At 75.8% G+C, this 25,464-nt stretch carries 30 protein-coding genes; 11 read left to right on the top strand and 19 right to left on the bottom strand.

Annotated features, from left to right (window positions below; all coding sequences use genetic code 11):
* Positions 1 to 13: 13 nt before the first annotated feature.
* The 3 genes from ACZ407_RS00345 to ACZ407_RS00335 all read right to left on the bottom strand — a co-directional run bounded on the left by ACZ407_RS00345 (position 14) and on the right by ACZ407_RS00335 (position 2,099).
* Positions 14 to 697, bottom strand: coding sequence for a UdgX family uracil-DNA binding protein (locus ACZ407_RS00345; protein WP_468124195.1), 684 nt, complete (start codon positions 695 to 697; stop codon positions 14 to 16).
* On the bottom strand, positions 694 to 1,638 hold the full coding sequence (locus tag ACZ407_RS00340; protein WP_468124194.1) for a SigB/SigF/SigG family RNA polymerase sigma factor: 945 nt from the start codon (positions 1,636 to 1,638) through the stop codon (positions 694 to 696). The genes ACZ407_RS00345 and ACZ407_RS00340 overlap by 4 nt, the downstream gene beginning before the upstream one ends.
* Before the next feature lie 71 nt (positions 1,639 to 1,709).
* On the bottom strand, positions 1,710 to 2,099 hold the full coding sequence (locus tag ACZ407_RS00335; protein ID WP_468124192.1) for a helix-turn-helix transcriptional regulator: 390 nt from the start codon (positions 2,097 to 2,099) through the stop codon (positions 1,710 to 1,712).
* Positions 2,100 to 2,229: 130 nt separating this feature from the next.
* Between ACZ407_RS00335 and ACZ407_RS00330 the strand changes: the two genes are divergently transcribed.
* A complete protein-coding gene (locus ACZ407_RS00330; protein WP_468124191.1) occupies positions 2,230 to 3,063 on the top strand; it encodes an STAS domain-containing protein in 834 nt (277 codons plus the stop codon).
* Between the two features lie 33 nt (positions 3,064 to 3,096).
* On the opposite strand, the gene ACZ407_RS00325 is transcribed toward ACZ407_RS00330, so the two are convergent.
* The 3 genes from ACZ407_RS00325 to ACZ407_RS00315 are packed head-to-tail and all read right to left on the bottom strand — an operon-like array spanning position 3,097 to position 5,658.
* Entirely contained in the window at positions 3,097 to 4,062 is a 966-nt protein-coding gene (locus ACZ407_RS00325; protein WP_468124189.1) for an LLM class F420-dependent oxidoreductase, read from the bottom strand.
* Positions 4,059 to 4,703 carry a DUF6328 family protein gene (locus ACZ407_RS00320; protein WP_468124187.1) on the bottom strand — a complete coding sequence of 215 codons (645 nt, stop codon included), beginning with the start codon at positions 4,701 to 4,703 and terminating at the stop codon, positions 4,059 to 4,061. The genes ACZ407_RS00325 and ACZ407_RS00320 overlap by 4 nt, the downstream gene beginning before the upstream one ends.
* Positions 4,704 to 4,755: 52 nt before the next feature.
* Entirely contained in the window at positions 4,756 to 5,658 is a 903-nt protein-coding gene (locus ACZ407_RS00315; RefSeq protein WP_468124186.1) for an SDR family oxidoreductase, read from the bottom strand.
* Positions 5,659 to 6,023: 365 nt separating this feature from the next.
* Here ACZ407_RS00315 and ACZ407_RS00310 point away from each other — a divergent pair, with 365 nt between their 5' ends.
* Positions 6,024 to 6,476, top strand: a complete 453-nt coding sequence (locus tag ACZ407_RS00310) for a hypothetical protein (protein ID WP_468124184.1) — start codon at positions 6,024 to 6,026, stop codon at positions 6,474 to 6,476.
* Positions 6,477 to 6,714: 238 nt separating this feature from the next.
* Here ACZ407_RS00310 and ACZ407_RS00305 read toward each other — a convergent pair whose 3' ends face one another.
* The 3 genes from ACZ407_RS00305 to ACZ407_RS00295 all read right to left on the bottom strand — a co-directional run bounded on the left by ACZ407_RS00305 (position 6,715) and on the right by ACZ407_RS00295 (position 9,361).
* The gene (locus ACZ407_RS00305) at positions 6,715 to 7,125 is read right to left on the bottom strand and encodes an STAS domain-containing protein (protein WP_468124183.1); all 411 of its coding nucleotides are present in this window, start codon (positions 7,123 to 7,125) and stop codon (positions 6,715 to 6,717) included.
* 555 nt (positions 7,126 to 7,680) lie between these two features.
* Positions 7,681 to 8,181 carry a DUF6098 family protein gene (locus ACZ407_RS00300; RefSeq protein ID WP_468124181.1) on the bottom strand — a complete coding sequence of 167 codons (501 nt, stop codon included), beginning with the start codon at positions 8,179 to 8,181 and terminating at the stop codon, positions 7,681 to 7,683.
* Positions 8,182 to 8,218: 37 nt separating this feature from the next.
* A complete protein-coding gene (locus tag ACZ407_RS00295; RefSeq protein WP_468124179.1) occupies positions 8,219 to 9,361 on the bottom strand; it encodes a carboxylate-amine ligase in 1,143 nt (380 codons plus the stop codon).
* A gap of 88 nt (positions 9,362 to 9,449) precedes the next feature.
* On the opposite strand from ACZ407_RS00295, the gene ACZ407_RS00290 reads away from it, so the two are divergent.
* The 4 genes from ACZ407_RS00290 to ACZ407_RS00275 all read left to right on the top strand — a co-directional run bounded on the left by ACZ407_RS00290 (position 9,450) and on the right by ACZ407_RS00275 (position 14,031).
* On the top strand, positions 9,450 to 9,926 hold the full coding sequence (locus ACZ407_RS00290) for a cupin domain-containing protein (protein WP_468124178.1): 477 nt from the start codon (positions 9,450 to 9,452) through the stop codon (positions 9,924 to 9,926).
* A 211-nt stretch (positions 9,927 to 10,137) separates the two neighbouring features.
* Positions 10,138 to 10,608, top strand: coding sequence for a hypothetical protein (locus ACZ407_RS00285; RefSeq protein ID WP_468124176.1), 471 nt, complete (start codon positions 10,138 to 10,140; stop codon positions 10,606 to 10,608).
* An 85-nt stretch (positions 10,609 to 10,693) separates the two neighbouring features.
* Entirely contained in the window at positions 10,694 to 11,404 is a 711-nt protein-coding gene (locus tag ACZ407_RS00280) for a DUF6766 family protein (protein ID WP_468124174.1), read from the top strand.
* A gap of 86 nt (positions 11,405 to 11,490) precedes the next feature.
* Entirely contained in the window at positions 11,491 to 14,031 is a 2,541-nt protein-coding gene (locus tag ACZ407_RS00275; RefSeq protein ID WP_468124173.1) for a molybdopterin oxidoreductase family protein, read from the top strand.
* Here ACZ407_RS00275 and ACZ407_RS00270 read toward each other — a convergent pair.
* From ACZ407_RS00270 to ACZ407_RS00235, 8 genes are read right to left on the bottom strand one after another with little or no spacing between them, the layout of a single operon-like run.
* Positions 13,982 to 14,401, bottom strand: a complete 420-nt coding sequence (locus ACZ407_RS00270; RefSeq protein ID WP_468124172.1) for a gas vesicle protein K — start codon at positions 14,399 to 14,401, stop codon at positions 13,982 to 13,984. The genes ACZ407_RS00275 and ACZ407_RS00270 overlap by 50 nt on opposite strands.
* Positions 14,391 to 14,633 (bottom strand): gas vesicle protein, encoded by a 243-nt coding sequence (locus ACZ407_RS00265; protein WP_468124171.1) that lies wholly within the window; start codon positions 14,631 to 14,633, stop codon positions 14,391 to 14,393. The genes ACZ407_RS00270 and ACZ407_RS00265 overlap by 11 nt, the downstream gene beginning before the upstream one ends.
* The gene (locus tag ACZ407_RS00260; RefSeq protein ID WP_468124169.1) at positions 14,630 to 15,466 is read right to left on the bottom strand and encodes a GvpL/GvpF family gas vesicle protein; all 837 of its coding nucleotides are present in this window, start codon (positions 15,464 to 15,466) and stop codon (positions 14,630 to 14,632) included. Before ACZ407_RS00260 ends, ACZ407_RS00265 begins: the two co-directional genes overlap by 4 nt.
* Positions 15,463 to 15,834, bottom strand: a complete 372-nt coding sequence (locus ACZ407_RS00255; protein ID WP_468124168.1) for a gas vesicle protein — start codon at positions 15,832 to 15,834, stop codon at positions 15,463 to 15,465. The genes ACZ407_RS00260 and ACZ407_RS00255 overlap by 4 nt, the downstream gene beginning before the upstream one ends.
* Positions 15,835 to 15,891: 57 nt before the next feature.
* Positions 15,892 to 16,140 carry a gas vesicle protein GvpG gene (locus ACZ407_RS00250; protein WP_468124167.1) on the bottom strand — a complete coding sequence of 83 codons (249 nt, stop codon included), beginning with the start codon at positions 16,138 to 16,140 and terminating at the stop codon, positions 15,892 to 15,894.
* Positions 16,141 to 16,169: 29 nt separating this feature from the next.
* Positions 16,170 to 16,886 carry a GvpL/GvpF family gas vesicle protein gene (locus tag ACZ407_RS00245; protein ID WP_468124166.1) on the bottom strand — a complete coding sequence of 239 codons (717 nt, stop codon included), beginning with the start codon at positions 16,884 to 16,886 and terminating at the stop codon, positions 16,170 to 16,172.
* Between the two features lie 3 nt (positions 16,887 to 16,889).
* Entirely contained in the window at positions 16,890 to 17,432 is a 543-nt protein-coding gene (gene gvpJ, locus ACZ407_RS00240) for a gas vesicle protein GvpJ (RefSeq protein WP_468124164.1), read from the bottom strand.
* A 28-nt stretch (positions 17,433 to 17,460) separates the two neighbouring features.
* The gene (locus ACZ407_RS00235) at positions 17,461 to 17,835 is read right to left on the bottom strand and encodes a gas vesicle protein GvpO (protein ID WP_468124163.1); all 375 of its coding nucleotides are present in this window, start codon (positions 17,833 to 17,835) and stop codon (positions 17,461 to 17,463) included.
* Between the two features lie 203 nt (positions 17,836 to 18,038).
* Between ACZ407_RS00235 and ACZ407_RS00230 the strand changes: the two genes are divergently transcribed.
* A complete protein-coding gene (locus ACZ407_RS00230; protein WP_468124162.1) occupies positions 18,039 to 19,226 on the top strand; it encodes a histone protein in 1,188 nt (395 codons plus the stop codon).
* A 4-nt stretch (positions 19,227 to 19,230) separates the two neighbouring features.
* Positions 19,231 to 20,358, top strand: coding sequence for an SRPBCC family protein (locus ACZ407_RS00225; RefSeq protein ID WP_468124161.1), 1,128 nt, complete (start codon positions 19,231 to 19,233; stop codon positions 20,356 to 20,358).
* A 107-nt stretch (positions 20,359 to 20,465) separates the two neighbouring features.
* Here the strand turns inward: ACZ407_RS00225 and ACZ407_RS00220 are convergent, their stop codons facing one another.
* Positions 20,466 to 21,125 carry a DUF4360 domain-containing protein gene (locus ACZ407_RS00220; RefSeq protein ID WP_468124159.1) on the bottom strand — a complete coding sequence of 220 codons (660 nt, stop codon included), beginning with the start codon at positions 21,123 to 21,125 and terminating at the stop codon, positions 20,466 to 20,468.
* A gap of 383 nt (positions 21,126 to 21,508) precedes the next feature.
* Between ACZ407_RS00220 and ACZ407_RS00215 the strand changes: the two genes are divergently transcribed.
* From ACZ407_RS00215 to ACZ407_RS00205, 3 genes are read left to right on the top strand one after another with little or no spacing between them, the layout of a single operon-like run.
* Positions 21,509 to 22,117: a hemerythrin domain-containing protein gene (locus ACZ407_RS00215; protein ID WP_468124158.1), complete on the top strand. Its 609-nt coding sequence runs from the start codon at positions 21,509 to 21,511 to the stop codon at positions 22,115 to 22,117.
* A gap of 4 nt (positions 22,118 to 22,121) precedes the next feature.
* A complete protein-coding gene (locus tag ACZ407_RS00210) occupies positions 22,122 to 23,264 on the top strand; it encodes an NAD-dependent epimerase/dehydratase family protein (RefSeq protein WP_468124156.1) in 1,143 nt (380 codons plus the stop codon).
* The gene (locus ACZ407_RS00205; RefSeq protein WP_468124154.1) at positions 23,261 to 24,265 is read left to right on the top strand and encodes a DNA topoisomerase IB; all 1,005 of its coding nucleotides are present in this window, start codon (positions 23,261 to 23,263) and stop codon (positions 24,263 to 24,265) included. The genes ACZ407_RS00210 and ACZ407_RS00205 overlap by 4 nt, the downstream gene beginning before the upstream one ends.
* A gap of 16 nt (positions 24,266 to 24,281) precedes the next feature.
* Here ACZ407_RS00205 and ACZ407_RS00200 read toward each other — a convergent pair whose 3' ends face one another.
* Entirely contained in the window at positions 24,282 to 25,352 is a 1,071-nt protein-coding gene (locus tag ACZ407_RS00200) for an SDR family oxidoreductase (RefSeq protein ID WP_468124893.1), read from the bottom strand.
* Positions 25,353 to 25,464: the final 112 nt, after the last annotated feature.

Genomic DNA, 25,464 nt, shown 5'->3' with positions numbered 1-25,464 from the left:
CGACGGGCGCGTCTCACGCGGCCGCGGCATCCGTCCCTTCCAGAGCGCGGGCGGCGGTGCGCAGGTCCGAGAGCAGCCCTCGGTACAGCTCCTCGCGGTCCCGGCTGCGGAGCACCGCCGAGGGGTGGATCGTGGCCAGCCCCCGGCCGTGGTGCGGCCCGCCGTCGAGCGCGGGCAGCGGGACCAGCAGGCCGCGCCGCTCGCCCACGCGGAAGCCGGGTCCCCACAGGGCCTTGCCGGCCGTGCCCCCGAGGGCCACCACGAGCTCGGGATCCACCAGCCGCAGCTCGGCGGCCAGCCACGGCCGGCAGGCCGACAGCTCGCGCAGGGTGGGCGGCTTGTGGATGCGCCGCTTGCCGGCGCCGGGCTGCAGGACGTACTTGAAGTGCTTGACGGCGTTCGTGACGTACGCGCCGTCCGCGTCGAGCCCGGCCTCCGCCATCGCTCGGTGCAGCAGCCGGCCGGCCGGGCCCACGAAGGGCTCGCCCCGGCGGTCCTCCTGGTCGCCCGGCTGCTCGCCGACGAGCATCAGCCGCGCGTGCCCCGGCCCCGCGCCGAAGACGGTGCCCGTCGTGCCCTCGTACAGGGGGCAGCCCCGGCAGTCCGCCGCGGCCCGCCGGTGGGCGGGGAGACCGCCGCGGGCGGGCAGGAAGGGGGCGGCGTCGTAGCGCTCGGCGGCCGGGTCCACCGCGCTCACCGCCCGGGGGGCCGGGGGCCGGGGCGGGCGTCGGAGAGCAGGCCGCTGCGGAGCCGGCTCAGGTTCCGGCTGAGCAGGCGCGAGACGTGCATCTGGGAGATGCCCAGGCGCTCGCCGATCTCCGCCTGGGTCAGGTCCTCGCCGAAGCGCATCGAGAGGATCTCCCGGTCCCGCTCCGGCAGCGCGGCCAGCAGCGGTTTGAGGGACTCCAGGTCCTCGATCAGCTCGTACGCGGGCTCCTCGCGGCCCAGCGGGCCCTGCGGGCTGCCGGTGCCGGGCTCCTCGGGCTCCGCGTCGAGGGAGCGCGCCGAGTACACCCTGGCTGCGTGCCGGCCTTCGGCGAGCTCCGCCTCGGTGATGTCCAGGTGCTCGGCCAGCTCGGCGTCGGAGGGGGTGCGGCCGAGGCGCTGCTCCAGTGCGTCGGAGGCCTTGGCCAGGTCCTGACGCAGCTCCTGGAGCCGGCGGGGGACCCGCACGGCCCAGGTCGTGTCCCGGAAGAAGCGCTTGATCTCGCCGGTGATGGTGGGCAGTGCGAAGGAGGTGAACTCCACCTCGCGCGCCACGTCGTAGCGGTTGATCGCCTTGATCAGGCCGACGATGCCGACCTGCACGATGTCCTCCTGCGGCTCGCTGCGCCCCCGGAACCGGCGGGCGGCGAACTTCACCAGGCTGACGTTGAGTTCGACGAGGGTGTTGCGGACGTACGAGTACTCCGGCGTGCCCTCGTCCAGCTCGGCCAGGCGGCGGAACAGCACCCGCGTCAGGGCCCGCGCATCGGCCGTGCCGGCTTTCAGGGGCTCGGCCAGCGGGCCGGCGTCCTCGAGTCCCTCCAGGAACTCCGCGCCCAGGGCCGCCGCCTGCCAGGGCCGCTGCGGCCAGGTGCCGCCGGGGGGCTGCGGGGGGTCGGGAATGTCCGGGGAGTGTGCCGTGCGTGGAGTCATGGGTCCGCCCATCCGACCTGAGTCCGGTTCCGTCCCGCACGCCTCGTGCGGGGACAGATGTGGAACCGCGGCTACCCGTTCGCGCCCGGTCCATGCCCCGGACCCTCGGCTTCGCCCGGACCGCCCGCCCCGTCCGGCCCCTCCGGTCCGGCGGGCGGCGGACCCGCGGAGAGCAGGCCCAGCAGGCCGGCGATCTCGTGTCCGAGCTCGGCGGGATGGCGGAACCGCGATCCGGGCAGGATCGCGTAGTGGTTGCGGCGCCCGTCGGCGGCCCGGTCGCGGCGCAGGTACCCGTCCTGCTCCAGGTCGGTGACGATGGCCTGCACGGTGCGCTCGGTCAGGCCGCAGGCGGCCGCCACGTCCCGGAGCCGCACCCCGGGGTCGCGCGAGATCGCGAGGAGGACCCTCGCGTGACTGGTGAGGAAGGTCCAGCCGGGTCCGCGCGCGGCGCCTGCTGCCATGCGTCCCATTATGTCGCTTTTTTCGTGTAGTGGATCGCCTGAAATTCGTTTCCTGTAAATCTTGACGCATAAGGGCGTTCTGTCGACAATCTCAGCCAAAGAGGTGTCGAGGTAGTCCCGGGAGAGTCCCATGGCCGCCTACTCCAACCGCGAAGAGCCCGTCACCGCCCGGTACCCCACCCGCCACAGCGGACCGCTCGACGTGCAGGTGACCCGCGAAGGCGGGGGCAGGGCGGCGGTCCGCGTCACCGGGGAGATCGACCTCGGCTGCGCCGAGGAACTGCGCCGCACCCTCGACGCCGCCCTGGACTCCGCGCCCGGCGGCATCAGCCTGGACATCGCCCAGGCGGCCTTCCGCGACTCCTCCGGCCTCAGGATCCTGCTCCACGCCGAGCGCCGGGCCGCCGAGCAGGGACGCCCCCTGACGCTGTCCGCCGCCGCCCCGGCCGTCCGCAGGCTGCTCGCGGTCGCGGGCTCAGGACAGGCGACCGGAGAACCGGCCGGAGCGCCGGCGCCCCGGCCCGACGCCGCGCCGCGCGGCCGGCCCGGTCCCCGCCCCGACGGCGGACCCCCGTTCACGCTGCACAAGGTCTGCCTGGAACCACCGGAGGCCGCCGACGGCTGCTGGGTGGTGTTCCTCAGCGGCCCGGTCGGGCCGGAGGACCGGCAGGCCCTGGAGGACGCACTGCGCGCAGCCGACCCGGGCACCCCCTGCTACGTCCTGGAACTCGGCGGCCTGGAGGCGCCCAACCCGGCCGTGGCCGCGGCCCTGGCCGGGCTCGGCCGCGACCTGGCCGCACGCGGCCGGCGGCTGCTGGTCGCCGGCCCCCACCGGCTGACCGACCCGCTGGTGCGGCACGGCCGCACCTCCGCTCCCTACCTGGTCCTCCCGCTGCTCGACGACGCGCTCGCCGCGGCCCTCGCCGGGGAGCGCGAGGCCGACCCGGACCCGGACCCGGCCTGACCGCCCGGTCCGGGGCCCCGGACCGGGCGCCCCTCACAGCCCCCGCAGCGCCGGCAGCAGCCGGGACTCCGCCCACTCCAGGAACGGCTCCTGGTGGTCCCCGCCGATCTGCACCAGCGCCACCTCGCCGAACCCGGCCTCGGCGAACGGGCGTACGGCCTCGACCACGGCCTCCACGTCGTCCCCGCACGGAATCGAGCCGGTCAGGTCCTCCGGCCGGGTGTGCTCGGTGGCCCCCGCGAAACCGGCCGGCCCGGGCAGCTCGGCATTGACCTCCCAGCCTCCCGAGGACCAGCGGAACTGGTCGTGCGCCCGGGCCACCGCCGCGTCCCGGTCCCGGTCGTAGCACACGGCCACCTGCCCCACGCAGGGCTTGCCGGTACCGCCGTGCTCCCCGAAGGCCCCGACCAGCTCGCGGTCCGGCTCGATGGCCACGAGCAGGTCCCCGTACCGGCCGGCGATCTCGCAGGAGCGCGGACCGGAGGCGGCGATGCCGATCGGCGGCGGCTCGTCGGGAAGGTCCCACAGCCGGGCGTTCTCCACGTCGAAGTGGGGGCCGTGATGGCTGACGACCCCGCCCTCGAACAGGGCGCGGACGATGCCCACCGCCTCCTCCAGCATGTCCAGCCGGACGTGCGCGGCCGGCCAGCCGGCGCCCACGACGTGCTCGTTGAGGTTCTCCCCGGAACCGAGCCCCAGCCGGAAGCGGCCGCCCGACAGGATCTGCATCGTGGCCGCCTTCTGCGCCACCACCGCCGGGTGGTAGCGGAAGCTCGGGCAGGTCACGTACGTCATGAGCGGGATCCGGCGGGTGGCCTGCGCGGCCGCGCCGAGCACGCTCCACGCGTACGGGGCGTGCCCCTGCGAGTCCAGCCACGGGAAGTAGTGGTCCGAGACGACGGAGAAGTCGAAACCGGCCCGCTCGGCGCCCACCACGTGGTCCACCAGCTCCCGGGGTCCGGCCTGCTCGGTCATCATCGTGTAGCCGATGCGCGTCATGCCCGGCGCCTTGCCGCGGCCGCTGCGCCGAAACCCACCGTCCCGGCGGCCCGGCGCACCCGGCGCGCACCGGGGGCGGGGCCGCGCCGCCCGGCGGCCGGGCGCGCCCCGTGCCGCAGCTTGAGCGGCAGCACGTACCAGCACAGCACGAACCACACCATCACGGCTCCCACGACGACCAGCGCGAGGGGGCCGGGCAGGACCACGTCCAGGATGAGCAGGAGGGTGCAGGCGATGGTCAGCGCGAGCAGTACGATCCCGCAGGCCATCATGCGCCCGGCGGCCTCCACCACGTCGTGCTTGCGGCGCAGCCCGTGCAGGCAGCGGTGGATGGCGACCGGGGCGATCAGGGAGGCGGTCGAGGAGGCCGCGAACACCACCGTCACCACGTACAGGCCCCGGTCGAACGGCGAGAGCGCCTCGAACCGGGCGGTGAAGGCGATGCTCAGCAGCAGGCCGAACAGGATCTGCCCGCCGGTCTGCGCCACCCGGGTCTCCTGGAGGATCTCGGCCCAGCGCCGGTTCACCCGCTCCCGGGGCCCCTCCGGCCGGCCCCCGTCGGCAGCCGCCCCCGGCGGCGCGTCCCGCTGCCCGCGGCCGGCTGCGGCGATCGTGGTCCGGTTCGGGACGGCGGCGGTCATCGGGTCCTCCTCGGCAGGGGTGCGGTGGGGGGTGCGGGCGGCGGGCCGCCGCTCAGGGCAGCGGGGTCCCGCCGGTGGCGTTCAGCACCTCCGCGGTGATGTAGCTCGCCCTGGGCGAGGCCAGGAACACGTACGCGGGCGCCATCTCGGCCGGCTGCGCGGGCCGCCCCAGCGGGCTCTGCTTCCCGAATTCCCTCGTGTCCGGCATGGTCGCGGGGATCAGCGGGGTCCACACCGGGCCCGGAGCCACCGCGTTGACTCGGATCCCGTCCGCCGCCAGCATCTGCGCCAGCCCCTGGGTGAACGTGACGATGGCGCCCTTGGTCATGGCGTAGTCGAGGAGCGGCGGGCTCGGCTTGTAGGCCTGCACCGAGGTCGTGTTGATGATGCTCGCGCCCGCGGACATGTGCGGCAGGGCGTGCTTGCAGAGCCAGAACATGGCGTACAGGTTGGTGCGGACCACCCGGTCGAACTGCTCCGTGGTGATCGCGGAGATCCCCTCCGGCTGGGCCATCTGGTAGGCGGCGTTGTTGACCAGCACGTCGATGCGTCCGAACTCCTGCGCCGCGTGCCCGATCACCTGCCGGCAGGCCTCCTCCTCGCGGAGGTCGCAGGGCACGGCCACCGCCTGCCGGCCCGCGTCCTGCACCAGGCGCATCGTCTGCTCGGCGTCCTGCGCCTCCTCCGGGAGGTACGTGAACAGTACGTCGGCCCCCTCGCGCGCGTAGGCCAGCGCCACCGCCCGCCCGATCCCGGAGTCCCCGCCCGTGACCACGGTCTTGTGGTCCGCCAGCAGACCGCTGCCGCGGTACGAGCGCTCCCCGTGGTCGGGCACCGGGTCCATCGCACGGGTCCGGCCGGGCGGCTCCTGGTCCTGCTCGGGGAAGTCCGGCCGCGGATACAGGCCGGTGGGGTCGGGGGCGGCCCCGGCGGGGGTCGTCGCGTTGCTGTCCACGGAAACCTCCTGCGTCGAGGGGTACGGCGGACACCGTGGCCCATGGAGGGCGCGTACCCGGCGGGCGGCCCGGTAGTCGGGTCGGGGGACCGGAGGAGTCCGCCGTCCGCCTCAGGCGGGCCCGGCACGTCACCGGTCCGGCCCAAGGGGCGGATTCCGGCCGGAAATTCGCTGCACGGACGGCCGGGCCCCCTGACGAGCCGACGCGGCGCGCGGATGTCCGCGCAACGAAGCCGCCGCGGGCCGGTGCGCCGCCGGGGCGGGGCTCGACCGGCCGGATGCGGGGTACACCCGACTCGTACGGGGTGTGTGCCCCGACCCGGCACCGGGCCCGGTCCGTCCGGCCGGGGAGTGAGGTGGCGATCATGACACCGCGGAGGACGCCGCACGACGGCGCAGGCCGTGAGCGGCTGCCGGAAACCCGGGGCGGGCCGGAGGCGGGCAGCATCACGGCCCCGCTGCCCGAGATCTGCGACCTGTGCCACGGCGCCGTCCCCGAGGGGAACGCGGTGTACGGCCGCGTCCGGGACTCCTCGTTCGCCCACCCCGTCGATGCGGGGCAGGACGGACAGCGCGACATCGCGGCCTGCTCGCCCGCCCACCTGGCCGACCTTCAGCAGCGCTACCGGCAGCGGCCGTTCGTCAACCCCGAACTGTGGTCGATGAAGATCGACCGGGCGATGCGCGGCCATCCGGAAGGGCTGAGCCTCGGGCAGCTCGCCGCCGAGACGGGGCTCAACCTGATCCAGCTCGAAGCGGCCGCCGCCTGGCGGTTCCAGAACCACGGCCCGCAGGACGGCCGGCCGGAGCCCTCGTAGCGGAGCGTCGGCCCGAGGCATGCGGGGGAGCAGGGGCGGGCAGCCGCCCCGTCCCCGGCCACCGGGCCCGGAACCCGAAAGCGGAACGACGCGTTGCGCGGGCGGTATGCAGTACCCCGGAACGTGCGGGCGGCAGGCAGGCCCTGCCTGGAGCGGACAGGAGGCAGGCCCCGGCCCGGACGGGCGGACGGACCCCCGTACGCAGGCGGCACCCGCCCGGCGCCGGAGGAGCTCAGGATCAGGCCGCTCGGGAGGCGGGCGGGGCGCCGAGCGCGGCCGCGAGGTCGGCGTGCACCGGCAGCACCGTGTCGGCGGCGGTCAGCCGCAGCATCCGGGCGACCGTCCCGGTCACCCCGATCAGCTCCACGCCCCCGCCCTGCCCGCGGGCGTCCTGGCGGGCGCGCAGCAGCACGTTCAGACCGGTGGAGTCGCAGAAATCCAGGTCCCCGCACTCGATCAGCACCCGGGTCGGGCCGTGGGCGGCGAGGGTGCTGTCCAGCACCTGCCGCAGGGGCTCGGCGGTGTCGAGGTCCAGCTCCCCGGTGAGGCACAGCAGCACCGCCCCCCGGCACGGGCGCACCTCGACGGCGAACTGCTTGTCCTGTTCGTCGGGCCCCCGCTGCTGCGGATCCGGCGCCGTCGCGTCCATGACGAGAACCTCCCACGCATCGCCTGCCCGTGCGGCGCGACGTCCTTGCGGTGCACGCCCCTGCTGCCGGACTGCCGGCCCTGTCAGGACCGCGTTCACGCTGCCCCTACCCGCGGCGCGCCCCGGTATGCGGGGCGCCGCGGCCTCTGCGCAACCGCGGCACGAGCCGTTCGTCTCCCGGACGACGGACGACGGGCGCCGCGACCTGCGGCGCTGCCGGGCGTCCGGGCCGCGGCGCGAAGCAGCGAGTGCCCGTTGCGTTCGGCGGACACTCCGGCGAGGGTGTGGCGGCGCCGGCGGCGGGCAGACGGAGGGCACCTCCAACAGGCCATCGCGAAGGGGCCGCCCAGGCAACCGGGAAACCCCTCTCCGGCCCGGGCGACCCGGGCGGGCTCTGCCGCATCGGGCCGGCACCCCGCCCCTTCCCCGACGGGTGGCGCCGTACGAAGACGTACGGCGCCACCCGTTCGTCGTGCGCCCGACGCCGCGCGCCCGCCTGCGGAGGCGGGCGCGACCGGTCCGGTGCGGCCCGGGTCGGCGAGGCGGACCGCCCGCTCATCCGTGCCGGTTCAGCGGACCCCAGCGCCCCTGCTGCCGTGCGATCTCCTCCTCGGCTTCGGCGATCACCCGTTCGTCGATCCAGCCGAGCGGCTCCACCGCCCGCACGAGGGGCTCGTTGTCGGGCCCGCGCCCCGCTTCGGACCCGCGCAGCAGCCAGGGACGCACCCTGCGGTCCTTGACGCGGGGCAGGTGCGAGTAGTCGTGCAGCCTCCGGGCCACCCACGTGCGCAGCGGCCGGTCGCCCCACCAGGGCTCCACGTCCAGGGGGCTGGCGGACAGGCCCGGCAGGGCGACCCCGGTCAGGTCGTCCCGGCTGGCCAGCGCGGGCAGGTCCGTGCCCGGGCCCATCGACCAGCGCACGTACAGCCCGGGCCCGGAGGCCAGCAGGCCGGCCAGGGCGTCCAGGGATCCGATCGTGGGCAGGGCGTGCCCGCGCTGCTGCCCGTGCTCGCCGGCCACGGCGGTGCCCGGGTGCTTGCGGTTCTCGCGGCTCATGCCCGGGCGGCTACCCGGTCCGTCCCCGGCCACGCCGTCAGGCGGCCGCCAGGAGGCCGGGGTCCGCGCCCGAGGTGGCCAGGGCCAGGGCGTCCACCACCGCGCCGAGGCTGCCCCAGCGCTGCCGGACCGCGCGCTGCCGGGCCGCCCCGCCGCCGCTCACCCGGACCCGGCGGACCAGGTCCTCCACGAGCGGCAGGTCGCCCGAGGCGTCGAGACCGGGTGCCGCCCGCTCCACCAGGCGGTCCAGCACCCGCCCGACGGGGGCCTCCACGCGGGTGCCCGGGTCCAGCGCCGGACCGGACAGGCCGTGCACGGCGGCCCCGGCGTGCGCCCGGTCCAGCCATCCGTCGGGCAGTTCGGGGGCCGGCTCGCAGGCCAGGACCGCGGGGAGCAGGGCCGCGGCCAGCCCCCGCACCAGCAGGGCGAGCAGGACCACGGTGTCCAGGTCCGCGTTGGCATCGGGCACGCGCACCTCCAGGGCCGGGAGCCCGTCGGCCGGGCGCGCGTACCGGGCGGGCGTCCCGACGCCCGGCAGCCGCCCGACGAGTGCGCGCATCACCGCCTCGTACTCCGGGGTGGCGAGCACCGGCACCGGACCGGCCCCCGGCGGCCGGCGGAACCCGACCGAGCGCCAGCTCGCGAACCCGGTGTCCCGGCCGTACGCGTACGGGGAGTTGCCGGCCAGCGAGACGATCGCGGGCAGCCACGGCTGCATGTGCCGGGCCAGCTCCGCGGCCAGGATCCGGTCCAGCGGGCCCACGTGCACGTGGCAGCCGCAGACCAGGCCGCCGTCCGGCGCCCCGGCCGGGGCCGCCGAGGCCGCCGCGCAGCGCCCCCGCGGACGGGCCGCGCCCGGCGGCACCGGGGACCCCGGCCCGCCCTCGGACGGGAGGACGGAGGTCCCGGACGCGATGCTCCGGCAGCCCGCCTCCTCCGCGGCCGCCGCGACCGTGCGCCGCAGCCAGTCCAGCTCCCCGCGCAGCGAGGCGGAGTCGGCCGTGGGGCCCGTGGCCACCCCGACCTGAGCGGTGTGGAGGTCGGCCCGTATCTGGTCGCCCAGTTCGGGCCCGGCGGCGGCGAGGACCCGGTCCGCCCGGTCGGCGGGCATCCGGGTCCGGGTGTCGACCAGCAGGTACTCCTCTTTGATTCCGACGGCCAGCCTCTTGATCGCGTCCATCGCGCACTCCTCGGTCTCCCCGGCGGATACCCCCCGCCCCCCGGCCCGATGCCCGCTTGCGCGGCCCGGATCGGGGCAGTGGCAGCCCATGGAGCGACGACTGAGCCTGTCCGCTTCCGGGCCGCTGCCCGCCCCGGAAGACCTGCTGGCGATCGCCCGGGAAGTGGGCCGGGACTACCCCCGCTGGCGCGCCCGGCTGACCGATGCGGAGACCGACGGGAACTGGATCCAGCTGTACCGGGCGGACCGTCTCGGCGTGTGGGCCGTCGGCTGGCACCACATGCCGCCGGGAACCTGCTACCTGGACCACGAGCAGGTCCGGGGAGCCGTCTACGTGGCCCGCGGCACCCTCACCCACGAACGCGTCCGCCTCGGCAGTGCCCCGCACGTCCGGGCGGTCTGCGCGGGCAGCGGCTTCTGCTTCGACGAGACCTTCTACCACCGCATGCACGCCACCCAGGACGTCGGGCCCACGGTCAGCGTCCACGTGTTCGCCTCCGACCCGCTCCCCGGGGACCTGGGCGCCGCCGGGCCCTGGGGCGTGTCCGCAGACTGCGCGGCGTGACCGGCCCGGGCTCCTGGCGCCGCCGCCGGCCCCGCCGCGCTCCCTCGCCCGATCCCGCCCCCTCCGGGCCGCCCCCTGCGCCGTCCGCGCCGCACCGCGTCCCGCGCACGGGTGGTTTCCCGCCCCGCGGCGCCGCATCGGGCGCGGACCGGGGAACACCCCGGCAGCGGCCCGCCACCGGGGTCCGGCCGCCCGCAGGAACGAGGAGCACATGGCCATCACCGCGGCGCCGCCCGCCCGCCCCCCGCGGCGACCACCGCGGCGGGCCCGGCGTCCTGCACGCGTCCTGGCGCGCACCCTCGCCGGCGCGGCGGCAGCCGCCCTGCTGGCGGGCTGCGGGGCACCGGCCGCCCGCCGGGACGCGGCCCGGGACGCCGCGGAAGCCTTCGAACGCGCCCTGGCCGCCTCGGACCACACTGCCGCCTGCGCCCTGCTCGCCCCCGCCACCCGCGACGAGCTGGAGCAGCAGGAGGAGAAGCCCTGCCCGGAGGCGCTCGCCGGACAGGACCTCCCGCGCGGGGGCGGCGTACGGGCCACCGAGGTGTACGGCCGGCAGGCCCTCCTGAGGCTGGCCGCGGACACCCTGTTCCTGTCGCAGTTCCGCGGCGGCTGGAAGGTCGTCGCCGCCGGCTGCACACCGCGCGGGGAGCTCCCGTACACGTGCACGGTCAAAGGGGAGTGAGTGAGATGCGGGGCCTGTTCATCACCTGCCTGCTCGTCACCGTCGGAGGGCTGGGGTACTTCATCGCGGTCGGGGCGATGCACCGGTGAGCGCGGCGGAAGGCGGCCGCCGGGAGGAGGGGCGCCGCGGCTTCTGGCACGACAACAGCCTCACCCTCGCCTTCGGCACCGGATTCCTCCTCGTCCTGGCCGGACAGGCGCTCGCCGGGCACGCCGAGTTCAACGAGGCGCTCGCCGTGGACGGGCTCCAGCAGCTCTCCCTCGGCGAGTACCTGATGTCCTCGGACTTCGCCGTCGACGTCACCGAGAACTGGCAGTCGGAGTTCCTGCAGTTCTTCCTCTACATCTTCGGCACGGTGTGGCTGCTCCAGCGCGGCTCACCGGAGTCGAAGGAGCTCCACAAGGCGGGGCCGGAGACCGAGCGCGAGCAGCGCATGGGCGACCACGCCACGGCCCGGTCCCCGCGCTGGGCGGGCACCAAGGACTGGCGCCAGGACCTGTACGCCCATTCGCTCGGCACCGTGATGGCCTGCCTGTTCCTGCTGTCCTGGCTCGCCCAGTCCATCAGCGGGGCGGCCGCGTACGGCGAACAGCAGCTGAGGCAGCTCCAGGAACCGCCGGGCTGGGGCGCCTACCTCGCCTCGGCCGACTTCTGGAACCGGTCCCTGCAGAACTGGCAGTCCGAGCTGCTCGCGGTGGCGGCCATGGCCATCCTCTCCGTCTACCTGCGCCAGCGCGGCTCCCCGGAGTCCAAGCCGGTCGGCTCCGCCCACTCCGCCACCGGCGTCGAAGGCTGAAGGCCGGCGCGCTGCCGCGGCGGGCTTGGCCTCGGGTGCGCCGGGCAGACGCCTGGGGGCAGCCGTACCGCGGAGGGAGAACGGCCATGGACAGCCCGGAGTCCCAGGGGCGCGCGACCGACCGGATCGCCCGCCCGTGGGGTACCCGTACCCCCTACGGCAGCGGCGGGACCTGGCCCGCCCGTACGGACTGCCACCTCGCGCCCGGCGTGGCACCCGCCGAGGTCGAGGCCTGGGTGCCGGCCGCCTCCCTGCTGCACTCGAACGGGGACGCCATGGACATCGCCGTGCGCGGCGGCCGCATCGTGGGGGTCCGGGGCCGGGCCGGAGACCGCGTCAACCGCGGACGCCTGGGCCCCAAGGACCTCTTCGGCTGGCAGGCCAACCACTCCGCCGACCGGCTGCACACCCCGCTGGTCCGCCGCGGCGGCCGCCTCGAAGCCTGCTCCTGGGACACCGCCCTCGACACCCTGGCCGCCCGAACCAGGGCCCTGCTGGCAGAGCACGGCCCGGAGTCGGTCGCCTTCTACACCAGCGGCCAGCTGTTCCTGGAGGAGTACTACACCCTCGCCGTCCTCGCCCGCGCGGGCATCGGCACCAAGCACCTCGACGGCAACACCCGGCTGTGCACCGCGACCGCCGCCGAGGCCCTGAAGGAGACCTTCGGCAGCGACGGGCAGCCCGGCTCCTACACGGACGTGGACCACGCCGACACCCTCGCGCTCTTCGGGCACAACATGGCCGAGACCCAGCCCGTGCTGTGGATGCGGGTGCTCGACCGGCTCGACGGCGCCGACCCGCCGCGGCTGCTGTGCGTGGACCCGCGCCCCACGGCCGTGGCCCGGCGCGCGGACGTGCACCTCGCCCCGCGCCCGGGCACCAACCTCGCGCTCCTCAACGCGCTCCTGCACGAGGTGCTCCGGCGGGGCCCGGTGGACCACGCCTTCCTCGCGGAGCACACGGTCGGTTTCGAGGACCTGGTGCGGGAGACCGCCGCGTGCACACCGTCCTGGGCGGCCGGCATCTGCGACGTGCCCGCCGCCGCGATCGGCGCGGCCGCCGAACTCCTCTGCGGGGCCCGGCGGCTGCTGTCCACCGTGCTCCAGGGCGTCTACCAGTCCCACCAGGCCACCGCGGCCGCCGTCCAGGTCAACAACCTGCACCTGGTGCGCGGCATGCTCGGCCGGCCCGGCTGCGGCATCCTCCAGATGAACGGGCAGCCCACCGCCCAGAACACCCGCGAGACCGGGGCGAACGGAGACCTCCCCGGCTTCCGCAACTGGCAGAACGACAGCCACGTGGCAGAACTCGCCGAGATCTGGAACGTCGCCCCCGGCACGATCCCGCACGACGGGCCGCCCACGCACGCCATGGAGATCTTCCGCCTCGCCGAGGAGGGCGCGGTCCGGCTGCTGTGGATCAGCGGCACCAACCCGGCGGTCTCCCTGCCCGAACTCGGCCGGATCCGCAGGCTGCTGGGCCGCGAAGGCCTCTTCACCGTGGTCCAGGACCTGTTCCTCACCGAGACCGCCCGGTTCGCGGACCTGGTCCTGCCCGCGGCCACCTGGGGGGAGAAGACCGGCACCTTCACCAACGCCGACCGCACCGTCCACCTCGCGGAGAAGGCCGTGGAACCCCCCGGCCTGGCCCGCCCCGACCTCGACATCTTCCTCGACTACGCCCGCCGCATGGACTTCCGCGACCGCGACGGCCGCCCGCTGATCGGCTGGCGCACCCCGGAGGAGGCCTTCCGGGCCTGGCAGCGGTGCAGCGCCGGGCGCCCCTGCGACTACACGGGACTCTCGTACGAGCGGCTGCGCGGCCCGACCGGCATCCAGTGGCCCTGCACGCAGGACCGGCCGCAGGGCACCGAGCGCCTGTACACCGACGGCATCACCTGGGCCGGGCCCGACACCTGCGAGACGTACGGCAAGGACCTGCTGACCGGGGACCCGGTGGGCCCGGAGGAGTACCGGGCCCTCAACCCGGCGGGCAAGGCGGTCGTCAGGGCCGCACCGTACGTGCCGCCCGAGGAGCAGCCCGACGGGGAGCACCCGCTGCTGCTCACCACCGGGCGCACCCTCTACCACTTCCACACCCGGACCAAGACCGGCCGCGCCCCCCAGCTGAACGCGGCCGCCCCCGAGGTGTGGGCGGAGCTCAGCCCGGCCGAGGCGGCCGCGCAGGACCTGCACGAGGGCGACCTCGTGGAGGTCTCCAACCGGCGCGGGCGGATCAGGGCGCGGCTGCGGATCACGGACATCCGCGACGGGGTCGTCTTCCTTCCCTTCCACTACGGCTACTGGGACCGGCCCGGCGGCGGCACACAGGAGGGCCGCGCCGCCAACGAGGCCACCGTCACCGACTGGGACCCCGTCTCGAAGCAGCCCCTCTACAAGGTCACCGCGGCCCGGGTCGAGCTCGTCGAACGCGGCGACGGCACCCCCGCCCCCGCTCCGACCACGACGGCCTCGGCACCCGCCGACCCGGCCGGGGTGCCCGCGACCGCCGGCGGTCGCGAAGCCCTGGCGACCGAGGCCCTGGGGGCCGAGGGTCCGGGGGTCAAGCCGACGGGGGTCAAGGCGACGGGGGCAGCAGGGGGCCCAGCGGGCCGAGGTCGATGTTGAGGTCGGCGGGGGTGCAGCCGTGCCGGGCGCAGAGTTCCTCCATGGCCTCGCTGAGGGCCAGGAGGGTGGCACCGAGCTCCTCCTCCTGCTCCTCGCTCAGGTCTCCGGCGTCCACGCGCCGCAGCGCCTGCCGCTCGATGAGCTGGCGCAGCAGTTCGACCAGGGTCAGGACCAGCCTGACCAGGTCCTCCGCGGCGGTTTCGGGGCCCGTGTGCATCCGGTGCCCGGGGCCGGCGGTCCCGGCGGCGGCCGTCTCGGCCGGGGTGGCGGGCAGCAGCCGTACGGCGTCCGCCATGGCGCGGCCGACGCCCCGCAGGTCCGGCCGGGGCGGCTCGGCGGGGTGCGGCGGGCCGGGGGTCTCAGCGGGCATGGGGCGGGCCGTCCGGTGCGGGCCGGAGGTCGTCGGCGGTGCCGACGGAGCTGATGAGGGCGCGCAGGGAGATCCGGACCAGGTCGATGCCGGCGATGGACAGGACCAGGTCGCCGGTGAGGACCACCCCGCCGGCCAGCAGCCGGTCGAGCAGGTCCACGAGGGCGACCTGGCGGCCGGGCAGGGCCGGGTCGCGGGAAGCGGCCGTGGCGGGGACGCCGGGGGTGTTCACGGCGCTCCCGAGGGGGCGGGCGGGGCGGCGAAGGAGTAGGGGGCCCAGGGCCCGGTGACCTCCACGCGGATGCCCGGCAGGTCCTGCGCGGCCGCGCGCAGGGCCGCCCGGAAGCCCTCGGCCTCCGCATCGGGCACGAGGTACGCGTCGTTCAGCACGTTCTCCTCGGCCGTGCCCGCCGCGAGCGGGCCGCTCTGGACGGGATGGCGGGCGTGTCCCGCCGTGCGGCCGCGGGCGAGGCCGGCGATGCGGTCGGCGGCCAGCCGGGCCTGCGCGTAGTGCTCTTCGAGGGCGTGCCGCCGGCTGCGCCGGGACTGCAGGTACGCCCTGCCGGGTCCGGGCTCGGGGCCGCCACCGGTTCCGGGCGCCGTTGCGGACGGCCCTGCGGGCGGCTCCGGGACCGGGCGTACATAGATCTTGACTCCGTACTCGGTGCGGCCGCGGAGGCGGTCCAGCTGGGCCGCGAAGTTCCCGCCCTGCTCGCGCAGGCACTCCAGGGCCCGGTCGTGGTCCTCGTACAGCGTGGCCATCCGCAGCGGCAGGACGGTGTGGGAGGCGGCGAGCGACTCGACGACCCGGTGGTGGGCGCGCGCCGTCTCCTGGAGCCACCCGAGGTCCTCGAAGCGGGTCCGGAGCGCCTCCGCGTCCCAGTCGGCGCGCGGCACGTCGCTGATGGCGAAGGCCACGGGCCCGGGGTCGGGACCCGGCGGGTGCAGGAAGGCGACGGTGCTGCCGCCGACTCCGGCGAGTCCCGGGTCGGTGGGCAGCGCTGCCGCGGGCAGGACGGCGTAGACGTAGGTGAGCGGGGCGGCGGGGGCGGCGGGCGTGCTCATGGCCGGGGCCTGCGCTGCTCCGGGCCGGGGGAGCGGCCCTGCCGCAGGGCTTCGATCTCGGCGCGCAGCCGCCGGTTCTCGGCGGCCAGCGAGCGCTGCCCGGCCTTCCCGTCCCCGGAGGACAGCGAGGGGTCGTGCTCCCACCAGTCGATGCCCATCTCCTTCGCCTTGTCCACGGAGGCGATCAGGATCCGGAGCTTGACGGTGAGGAGCTCGATGTCGAGCAGGTTGATCCGGATGTCGCCCGCGATCACGATCCCCTTGTCCAGGACCCGTTCGAGGATGTCGGCCAGACTGGCCGAGGATCCGGACGGGTAGCCGGCCATCGCGGGGCGCGAGTCGAACGGCCGGGCCGGGTAGTCGCTCACGGCCGCCGCCCCCTCCCGGCGGGCCGGCCGCTCCCGGCGCCCTGGCGGCGGGCCCCCTCACCGGCGGCCACGGCGGAACTCCTCGATCGCGTCCAGCCGGTCCAGCAGCGCGTCCTCCTGCCGGTCGAACTCCTCCTCGCCGATCTCCCCGGCGGTCAGGCGCCGTTCGAGCAGGACGAGCTCCGCCAGGACCGGGGCCGGATCGTAGTACTCGGCCTCCGCCCGCTCCGCCACCCGCTGCGCGGCCCACACCACGGCCCGCACCGGGAGCAGGGGTGCGGTGACGAGTGCGCTGAACAGGCCCATGGTCTCTCCTCGGTACGTTCCCGGCCCGGCTAGGGCACGAAGCTGTACGGCGGCAGGGGTCCGGCCACCCGGGTGCGGATCCCGGCGTCGTTGTCCCGGGCCAGCAGGGCGTGTTCGGCCAGGAAGGCGCCGCCGCGGTCCCGGGGGACGAGCAGCGACAGGTTCAGGAAGTCCTCGCCGGCGGGCGGATGGACCACGTGCTCGTCGGCCATCGGCACCAGCGCCTGGATCAGCGCCCCGGAAGCGTTCGTACGCCGGAACTCGACCTCGGCGGCGACCAGCCTTCCCAGCTCCAGCGCCAGCCGCGGATCCGAGGCCCCGGCGACGATCTCCCTGTTCAGGCGGCGCGCGCGGGGGGACTCCTCCAGGATCTCGCGCAGCAGGAGGTCCTGGTCCCGCCAGGCCTTCACGTTGTACTCGGCGCGGCCGCTGACGCGGATCAGGGCGCCGAGGTAGGTGTCCGACTCCTCGCGCAGGACCTCGCGGACCGCGTCGTCGTCGGGGGCGGTGTAGCCGAACCGCACCGGGAGCGGGGTCCCGTCGGCCATCAGGCGGTCCAGGACCGCCTGATGGGCCGCCACGTCACGCCGCTTGGGCCGGATGTCCTCGGTGCAGTCGCTGACCACGGCGCGCAGTTCGCCCGCGCGCAGGACCCGTACGGGGGCCGGGTCCGCGCCCATCCCGGTCAGCCCGGCCACGTTGCAGGGATGGTCCCGCAGGGTGAGGGCGTGGATGTGGACGGCCATGGGTCACTCCCTGTCCCGGCGGGCGGTCCGGCGGGCGGACTGCCGGCGCCGCGGCCTCGGTCGTTCCTCGTACTCCTCTTCGGGCTCTTCGGACTCCTCGTCCCCGCCCTGCTCCTCTTCCTCGTCCTCGTAGCCCTGCTCGTCCTCGTCCCCGCCTTCGTCTTCCTCCGCGTCCTGGTCGCGGCGGCCGGTCAGCGACTGGGTGACGGCCTCCAGCGCCCCGCCGAGGGCGCCCTTGGCCTTGCCCTTGCTGCCGCCCTCGACCACGTTGCCGACGACCTCCGGCAGCTGGGCCGGGGCGCCGGGCCCCGCCTCAAGGTCCAGCCGGTTGCACGCCTCCGCGAAGCGCAGGTAGGTGTCCACGCTGGCGACCACGATCCGCGCGTCGATCTTCAGCAGCTCGATCCCGACCACGGAGACCCGGACGAACGCGTCGATGACCAGTCCCCGGTCGAGGATGAGTTCCAGGACGTCGTAGAGGCTGCTGGTGTTGCCCCCGCCGCTGCGGCTGAGGGACCCGCCCGCTCCCTGCGGCACCATCGTCATGGCGCTTCCCTTCCCGTCCCGTACGGCGTCAGCCTCCGGGCCGGTCGATCATGCCCCGGCTGTACCTCCGGGTCCTCTGGTAGGAGACCAGTTCGCCGTCCTCGTCGAGGGTGACGGTGTAGCTGCCCATGACACTGGTGGTGTCGGGGATGCGAGGCAGCTCGACCACCTCCACCACCGCCTCCCAGCCCTCCTCGGTCGGCCTCAGCGAGGACACCGAATCGGGTCTGCGGCCCAGCAGCTCCGCCAATTGCTCGACGGCGGCCCGCAGCACGGGGGCCGCGGTGCGGACCCCGTGCCGGCGTCCCGCCGCGGTCCGGCGTGCGGAACCTGCGGCGGGCTCTCCGCGTACGTCGTCCCGTTCCGGACGGCGTCGGCGGCGGGCGGGCTCTGACGCGGTCATCTGCTCCCCTCGTCAGCCGGATCTCCATGGACTTACGCCACTCCCCACCCGCGGGCCGGGCATGCGCAGCCGAGGCAATTTATTGGCATATGCGTGCATATCGGGCGCCGGTGCGAGCAGCCCTGTAGGTAACGCCCGGCCGGCCCGGCACGCAGCCGACGGTCCGGCCCGGGCGACCCGTAGCCGCTGGAAGGGGCAGGCTGATGCAGGACACGAGCAGGACCGCCCTGGCGGTGGCACTTGCGGGAGGCTACTTGCTGGGCCGGGTGAAGAAGGGCCGGATGGCCCTGTCGCTGGCCACCTATCTCGCCGGGCGCAGGTTCGGGCTCCGGCCCGGGCAGCTCGCGGCCCAGGGGCTGCGCAAGCTGGGCGAGATGCCGCAGGTCGCCGAGCTCGGCGACCAGGTCCGCGGCGAGGCCCTCCAGGCGGGCCGCAAGGCCCTCGCCGCGGCGGCGAACCGCGAGCTGACCGGCCTCGCGGACGCCCTGCACGAGCGGACGCGCGAGCTCACCCGCGGGACGGGCGGGCGGCGCGATTCCGACGAGCCGGAGGACGAGGACGGGGAGGAGCGCGAGGAGCGGCAGGAGGAGGACTGGGAGGAGGAGCCCGAGGACGAGCGCGGGGACGAGTCCGGGGGGCCGGAAGACGAGGGCCCGGAAGACGAGGAACCTGAGGAGGGGGAGGACGAGGAGCCCGAGGACGAGGAGGCGGAAGGCGCGGAGGACGAAGAGCCCGAGGGCGAAGAGGCGGAGGACGAGGAGCCGGAGGACGAGGAGCCAGAGGAGCCCGAGGACGGAGAGGCGGACGGGCGTCGGCCGCGGCGGGCGCGCAAGCCGCGTGCGGACCGGGAGGAACGGGAGGACCGGGGCAGGGCCCCGGCGAAGCCCGCGCGGAAGGCCGAGCGCCCCGCGAAGAAGACCGCGGCACCGGCCGGGAGGGCCGCACCGGCCAAGAAGGCCGCGGCTCGGAAGACCGCCGCACCGGCCGGGAAGACGGCGGCCTCGGGCGGGAAGCCCCCGGCGCGGGCCCGGAAGACCGCGGCGCCGGCGAAGAAGACGGCCGCCCCGGCCCGGAAGCAGGCCGCGTCCGCCAAGAAGTCGGCATCGGCCGGAAAGACCGCTTCCGCGCCGAAGTCCGCGGCGCCGGCGAAGAAGACCGCGTCGGCGCGGAAGTCCGCGGCGCCGGCGAAGAAGACCGCAGCCCCGGCCCGGAAGTCCGCGGCGCCCGCGAGGAAGACGGCAGCCCCGGGCCGGAAGTCCTCGGCACCCGCCAAGAAGACCGCGTCGGCGCGGAAGTCCGCGGCCCCGGCGAAGAAGACGGCCGCGTCGGCGCGGAAGTCCGCGGCGCCCGCGAAGAAGGCGGCGGCCCGCAGGCCGTCGGCACGGAGGTAGCACCATGGCCACCACCCAGCGCGCCCGCTCCGCGGGCTCCAAGGGCTCCCGAGGGGGCGGCACCACCCGGTCCGCCTTCGAGGAGCTGCTCGACGAACTCTCCGGCTACCTGTCCGCCCAGGCCGACCAGTTGGCCGACAAGGCGGCCGGCAAACTCGACGACCTCACCGACCAGCTCTACGACGCCGCCGAGAACGGCGGCTCGCTCGCCGGCATCGGCGGCCGGATGCTCCAGGGCGACTCGCCGCTCAAGGCCGCCGCGGGCAGCATGCTCGGCGGTCTCAAGGACAAGGTGAAGGAGGCCGGCGGCCGCGTCCTCGGCGGCGGCGGCAAGGGCCGCAAGAGCGGCTCCAAGCCCACGCACATCACGGAGGCCGTCGACGTCGGCGTACCGCTGCGCACCGCATACGACCACTGGACCCGCTTCGAGAAGTTCAGCTCGTTCACGAAGGGCGTGCGCAGCGTCTCCCAGAACGACGACACCACGACCGACTGGAAGGTCAAGGTGGGCCCCTCCACCCGCAGTTGGAAGGCCACCATCCAGGAGCAGGTCCCCGACGAACGGATCGTGTGGAGCTCCGAGGGCCCCAAGGGGACCACCCGCGGCTGCGTCAGCTTCCACGAACTCGCCCCCTCCCTCACCCGGGTGCTGCTCGTCGTCGAGTACTACCCGTCGGGCCTCTTCGAGAGGACGGGCAACCTCTGGCGCGCCCAGGGCCGCCGCATGCGCCTGGACCTCAAGCACTTCCTGCGCTACGTGAGCCTCTCCGACGAGGAGCCCGAGGGCTGGCGGGGCGAGATCCGCGACGGGGAGGTCGTCCGCACCCACGAGGAGGCGCTGGAGGAGGAGTCCTCCGAGGAGCAGCCGGAGGAGTACGAGGACGAGGAAGCCGAAGAGGACGAGGACGGGGAGTACGACGAGGACGACGACGGCGCCGGCGGGGACGAGGAAGACGAAGAGGCCGGCCCGGAGGAACCGGACGAGGAAGAGGACGAGGACGAAGACGAGGACGAGGACGACCAGGCGGACGCCGGATACGAGGACGAGGACGACGAGGAAGAGGAAGAGGAGGAGCCCGAGCGGCCCAGGCGCCGCAAGCCGGCCGCCCGCACCCGCCGTTCCCGGGCCTAGCCCGGACCCGGCCCGGGCCCGGGAGCGGAGGTGGGATCGTGTCGGGATCGGGACCGGGGGGCGGGGGGGGGGGGGGGGGGGAAAACCCCCCCCCCCCCGGCCCCTGGTCAGCGGTCCGGGCACTCGCGCCAGGCGAGGTGGTAGACCGTGTTGATGTCACCGTCCGTGGAGTCCATGGTCATGTAGCTCGCCGACCCCGGGGCGGACGTGCCCGGGTCCACCCGGATCTCCGTGTTGATGTTGAAGTTGCGCTGCACCCCGCACGGCGCCCACACCCACTGGGCCCAGTCGGTCTCGTCCGTGGCCTGCCAGTTGTCCTCGTAGCGGCCGTTGAACCGGTGGGAGCGGGCCGCGGTCTGCGGGGAGCCCTGGAAATAGTACGAGGCCTTCTCGGTGCCGCTCGCCCCGGGCGCGAGCGAGGCGTAGCCGCGGTAGTCGGCGCTGGCGATCGCGTACGTGAACCCCTGGGGCACGTGCACCACCAGGCTGAGCTGGCAGTTGCGGCGGGCGGCCGTGGGCGGTGCCCCGCCGCCGGTCTGCGCGAGGTACTGGCTGTACGTCACCGTGAACGCCGTGTTGTCCGCGGACACGGCGACGGCCGCCGTGCCCCGGGGACAGCCCGAGCCGTTGACCGTGGCCACGTCGATGACGATGCGGTCCGGCGGCGGGTCGACGATCGACGAGGGGCCGTGCTGGGCGGGCAGAGCGGGCAGGGCGGCGGTGAGCAGGGCACCGATCGCCCCGCTCACCAGGAATCCACCGGCCATGGGTGTTCTCCCATCCGTGCATCGCGGCGGACGGCACGCCGGAGCCCGGCGTACCGACGGGTGGGGGAGGGGTGCGGCCGGCGAACGTGCGGCCGGACGACGTCGGCCCCCGGGCGGGCGGGGACCGGGAACGGAGCCGAACGGGCAGGGGTGTGGTGCCGGGGCGCCACGGGGGAGGCCGGCCCGTGCGGAGCGGGTGCCCGGAATCCTAGGAGGCCCCGCCGGGACCGGACCAGGGCGAGGTCCGGCCAAAACCGGGCGATCTTCTGCGGCCCGCCCGCGCATGCCCGCGGGCGGACCGGGCAAGCGCGTAGCCGAAGGGCCGGACGGGCACGCCCACGGGCGGCCGGCCGGCACGGAACGAGCGGCAAGGGAGCAAGGCCATGGGGCACGGCGGAGACGTCATCGCGGAACTCACCGCGGACCACGACGAGGTCAAGGACTTCTTCCGGCAGATCCGGCAGACCACGCCCGGTGACGAACGGCGGACCCTCGCGGACAAGATGACGATCGAGCTGGTGCGCCACTCGGTCGCCGAGGAGGAGTACCTCTACCCGGCCGTGCGCGAGCACCTCGCCGGCGGCGACGCGCTCGCCGACAAGGAGATCGAGGACCACACCAAGGTGGAGGAGCTCCTCAAGAAGCTCCAGGACCTCGACGCCTCGGGCGCCGAGTTCACCGCCCTGATGCGGGAGATCGAGGACGAGGTCCTGGCCCACATCCGCGAGGAGGAGACCAGCCTCTTCCCCGCCCTGCGCCGGGCCTGCTCGGCCGACGTGCTCGGAAACCTGGGCGACAAGGTCCGTACGGCCAAGAAGACCGCACCCACCCGCCCGCACCCCGGCATGCCCTCCGAACCGCCCGCCAACAAGCTGCTGGGCCCCGGAGTCGCCCTCGTGGACCGGGTCCGCGACCTGATCACCGGACGCGGCAAGGACCACCGGGGCGACGAGGGCGACTCCGGCGGCGCGGGGCAGTCCCGGGCGGCCTGATCCCATGAAGGCCGTCATCGTCGGTGCCACCGGCAACGCCGGGACCAGCCTCGTGCGGCACCTGGCCGCCGAGCCCGCCGTGACCGAGATCCTGGGCCTGGCCCGCCGGGTGCCGGACTGGCGCCCCGACGGAGTCCGCTGGGCCGCCGCCGACGTCGCCCCCGGCGGCCCCGCCCTGGAGCCCCATTTCGAGGGCGCCGACGCGGTGGTCCACCTCGCCTGGAAGTTCCAGCCGACCCGCGACCCGGTGGAGACCTGGCGCACCAACGTGCTGGGCTCCCTGCGGGTGTTCGAAGCGGCCGCCGCGGCCGGGGTGCCCGCCCTGGTGTACGCCTCCTCGGTCGGCGCGTACTCCCCCGGCCCGCAGGACGGGCGCCCCGTGGACGAGACCTGGCCCACCCACGGCTGGCCCGGCGCCGCGTACACCCGGGAGAAGGCGTACGTGGAACGCTGCCTCGACGCCTTCGAGGCGGCGCATCCCGGTGTGCGGGTGGTCCGGATGCGGCCGGCCTTCCTCTTCAAGGAGACCTCCGCCTCCGAACAGCGGCGGATCTTCGCCGGCCCGCTGCTGCCCGGGCGGCTGGTCCGGCCGGGCCTGCTGCCGGCCGTGCCCGACCTGCCCGGCCTGAGGTTCCAGGCCCTGCACACGGACGACGCGGCCGCCGCCTACGCCGCCGCGGTGCTGCGCCCCGTCAGCGGGGCGTTCAACCTGGCCGCCGACCCGGTCGTGGACGGCGAGGCCCTCGCCCGGCTGCTGGAGGCCCCCACCGTGCGGCTGCCCCGGGCCGCGGTCCGGGCCGCCCTGGCGGCGGCCTGGCGGCTGCACCTGGTGCCGGCCGAGCCGGGTCTGCTCGACGCGGTCCTGCGGCTGCCGCTCCTGGACACCGCCCGGGCCCGCACGGAGCTCGGCTGGCAGCCCCGGCACACCGCCACCGAGGCCCTGGCCGCCTTCCTGCGCGGCCTGCGCGAGGGCGCCGGCCTGCCCACCCCGCCGCTGCACGCGGACGCCGGGCGCGGCAGGGCGCGCGGACCCCGCGGCCGGGCCGCCGCCGGAGCCGGGGGAGTACGCGAAGCCCGCCGCGGCAGCGGGACCCCCGCGGGCGGGGCCGGTCCGGGCCGGGCCGAACCGCCCGGCCGGGCGGCATGACCCGCCGCGGGCGGCTGCGCACCAGCGACCCGACGGGCCCTGGCTACCGGCGGATCCGGTGCGGCCGCGGCTTCCGCTACACCGGTCCGGACGGCCGCGCGGTGCCCCCCGGGCCCGAGCGCGACCGGCTCACCGCCCTCGTGATCCCGCCCGCCTGGCGGGACGTGTGGATCTGCCCCTGGCCCAACGGGCACATCCAGGCCATGGGCACCGACGCCGCCGGGCGCCGCCAGTACCTCTACCACGAGCGGTTCCGCGAGCTGCGCGAGGAGGCCAAGCACGCGCACGTGCGCGAGGTCTCCGCCGCCCTGCCCCGGCTGCGCCGGGCCGTCGCCCGCGACCTGGACGGCCGCGGACTGTCCCGGGCGCGGGTCCTGGCATGCGCCGCCCGCCTCCTGGACCTCGGGTTCTTCCGCGTCGGATCCCAGGCCTACGCCCGCGAGAACGAGACCTTCGGCCTCACCACCCTGCGCCGCGAGCACATCGCCTGCACCCGCGGCACGATCTGCTTCACCTACCCGGCGAAGAACGGCACCCGGCGCACCTGCCGGGTGTCCGACCCGGCCGTCCACGCCGTCGTACGGGCGCTGCTGCGGCGCCGGGACCCGGACCCCGCCCTGTTCGCGTACCGCGAGGGCGGGGCCTGGCACGAGCTGCGCGCCGAGGACCTCAACGCCTACCTGCGCGAACGCTCCGGCGCGCAGCTGACCGCCAAGGACTTCCGCACCTGGAACGCGACCGTGCTCGCCGCCGTCGCCCTCGCGGTCTCCGGGCGGGCCGAGGCCCCCCGGAAGGCCGTGACCCGCGCCGTGAAGGAGGTGAGCGGCTACCTCGGCAACACCCCCGCCGTGTGCCGGGCCTCGTACATCGACCCGCGCGTCGTCGAACTCTACGAGGAGGGCAGGACCATCGCGCCCGCCCTGGAGCGGCTGGGCGCCGCCGAGGACCGGCCCGCCACCCACGGCGCGGCCGAGGAGGCCGTCCGGCGCCTGCTCGCCTGACCGGCGCGGCCCGCGCTCACCGTCGCCGGGTACGGCGCACCAGCGCGGCCCCGCCGGCCGCCGCGGCCGCGCCGCCCGCCAGCAGGAGCCGGTGGCGGGCCGCCCAGGCCTCCGCGGAGCGCGGGTGGGAACGCGCGTCGAAGACCCCGTGCGCCCCGTAGTCCCGGCCGCCCTCCCCGTCGAGCGGCTGCCAGAGGTTGTGCGGGCGCTGCCCCGGGTCCGGCTCCCCGGTCTGCTGGGAGGCGAACCCGGTGCGTGCCAGGTAGCGGTCCAGCAGCCCGGGGGCCAGCCGGTTGGCGAGGACGGTGGCCAGGGTCGCCGCGCCCACGCAGTACTCCCGGCGCCCGGGGTGGTCCGCGGCGTACACGACGGCACGGGCGGCCACCTCGGGCTGGAAGATCGGCGGCACCGGCTGCGGGCGGCGCGGCAGCCGGGACAGGCCCCACGTGAACTGCGGGGTGTTCACGGCGGGCAGCTGCACGACGGTGATGCGCACGCCGCTCCCGCGGTGCAGCAGTTCCGTGCGCACCGCCGAAGTGAAGCCCTGCACCGCGTGCTTGGCCCCGCAGTACGCCGACTGCAGCGGGATGGCCCGTTCCGCGAGGGCCGAGCCCACCTGCACCACCGTGCCCGCCTCCCGCGGCACCATCCGGGCCAGCGCGGCCCGGGTGCCGTTGACGTAGCCGAGGTACGCGACCTCGGTGACCCGGCGGAACTCCTCGGGCCGGACCTCGTCGAAGGGGGCGAAGACGGTGGTGAAAGCCGTGTTCACCCACACGTCCACCGGCCCGAAGGCCGCCTCGGCGGCATCCGCGGCGGCCTCCACCTGCGCGGGATCGGACACGTCCGCGGTCAGCACCAGCGCCGTCCCGCCTGCCTCCGCCACCTCGCGCGCCGCCGCATCCAGCCCCGCCCGCCCCCGCGCCACCAGCGCCACCCGGTCCCCCCGCGCCCCGAAAGCCCGCGCCACGGCCCGCCCGACCCCCGCACTGGCCCCGGTGACCACGACCGTCCGGCCGCCCCTCCGCCCCGGCCGCGCCCGGTTGCGTCCCGAGGGGTTCCGGCCCGCGCTGCGGCCCGGTCGCATGCGTTCCATGAGAGGTCCTTTCGGTTCCGGCCCCGGGGGACCGGCCGACGGCAGTCCTTGTGCCCCCGGAGGGCGCCGGCCCCCCATGCCCCCGTGGGCCTGCACGCCCCGT

This window comes from Streptomyces sp. NPDC030809 (genome assembly GCF_055572195.1).
Note: the sequence above shows the minus strand (reverse complement) of the source record. Positions and strands in the feature narration are given on the sequence as shown.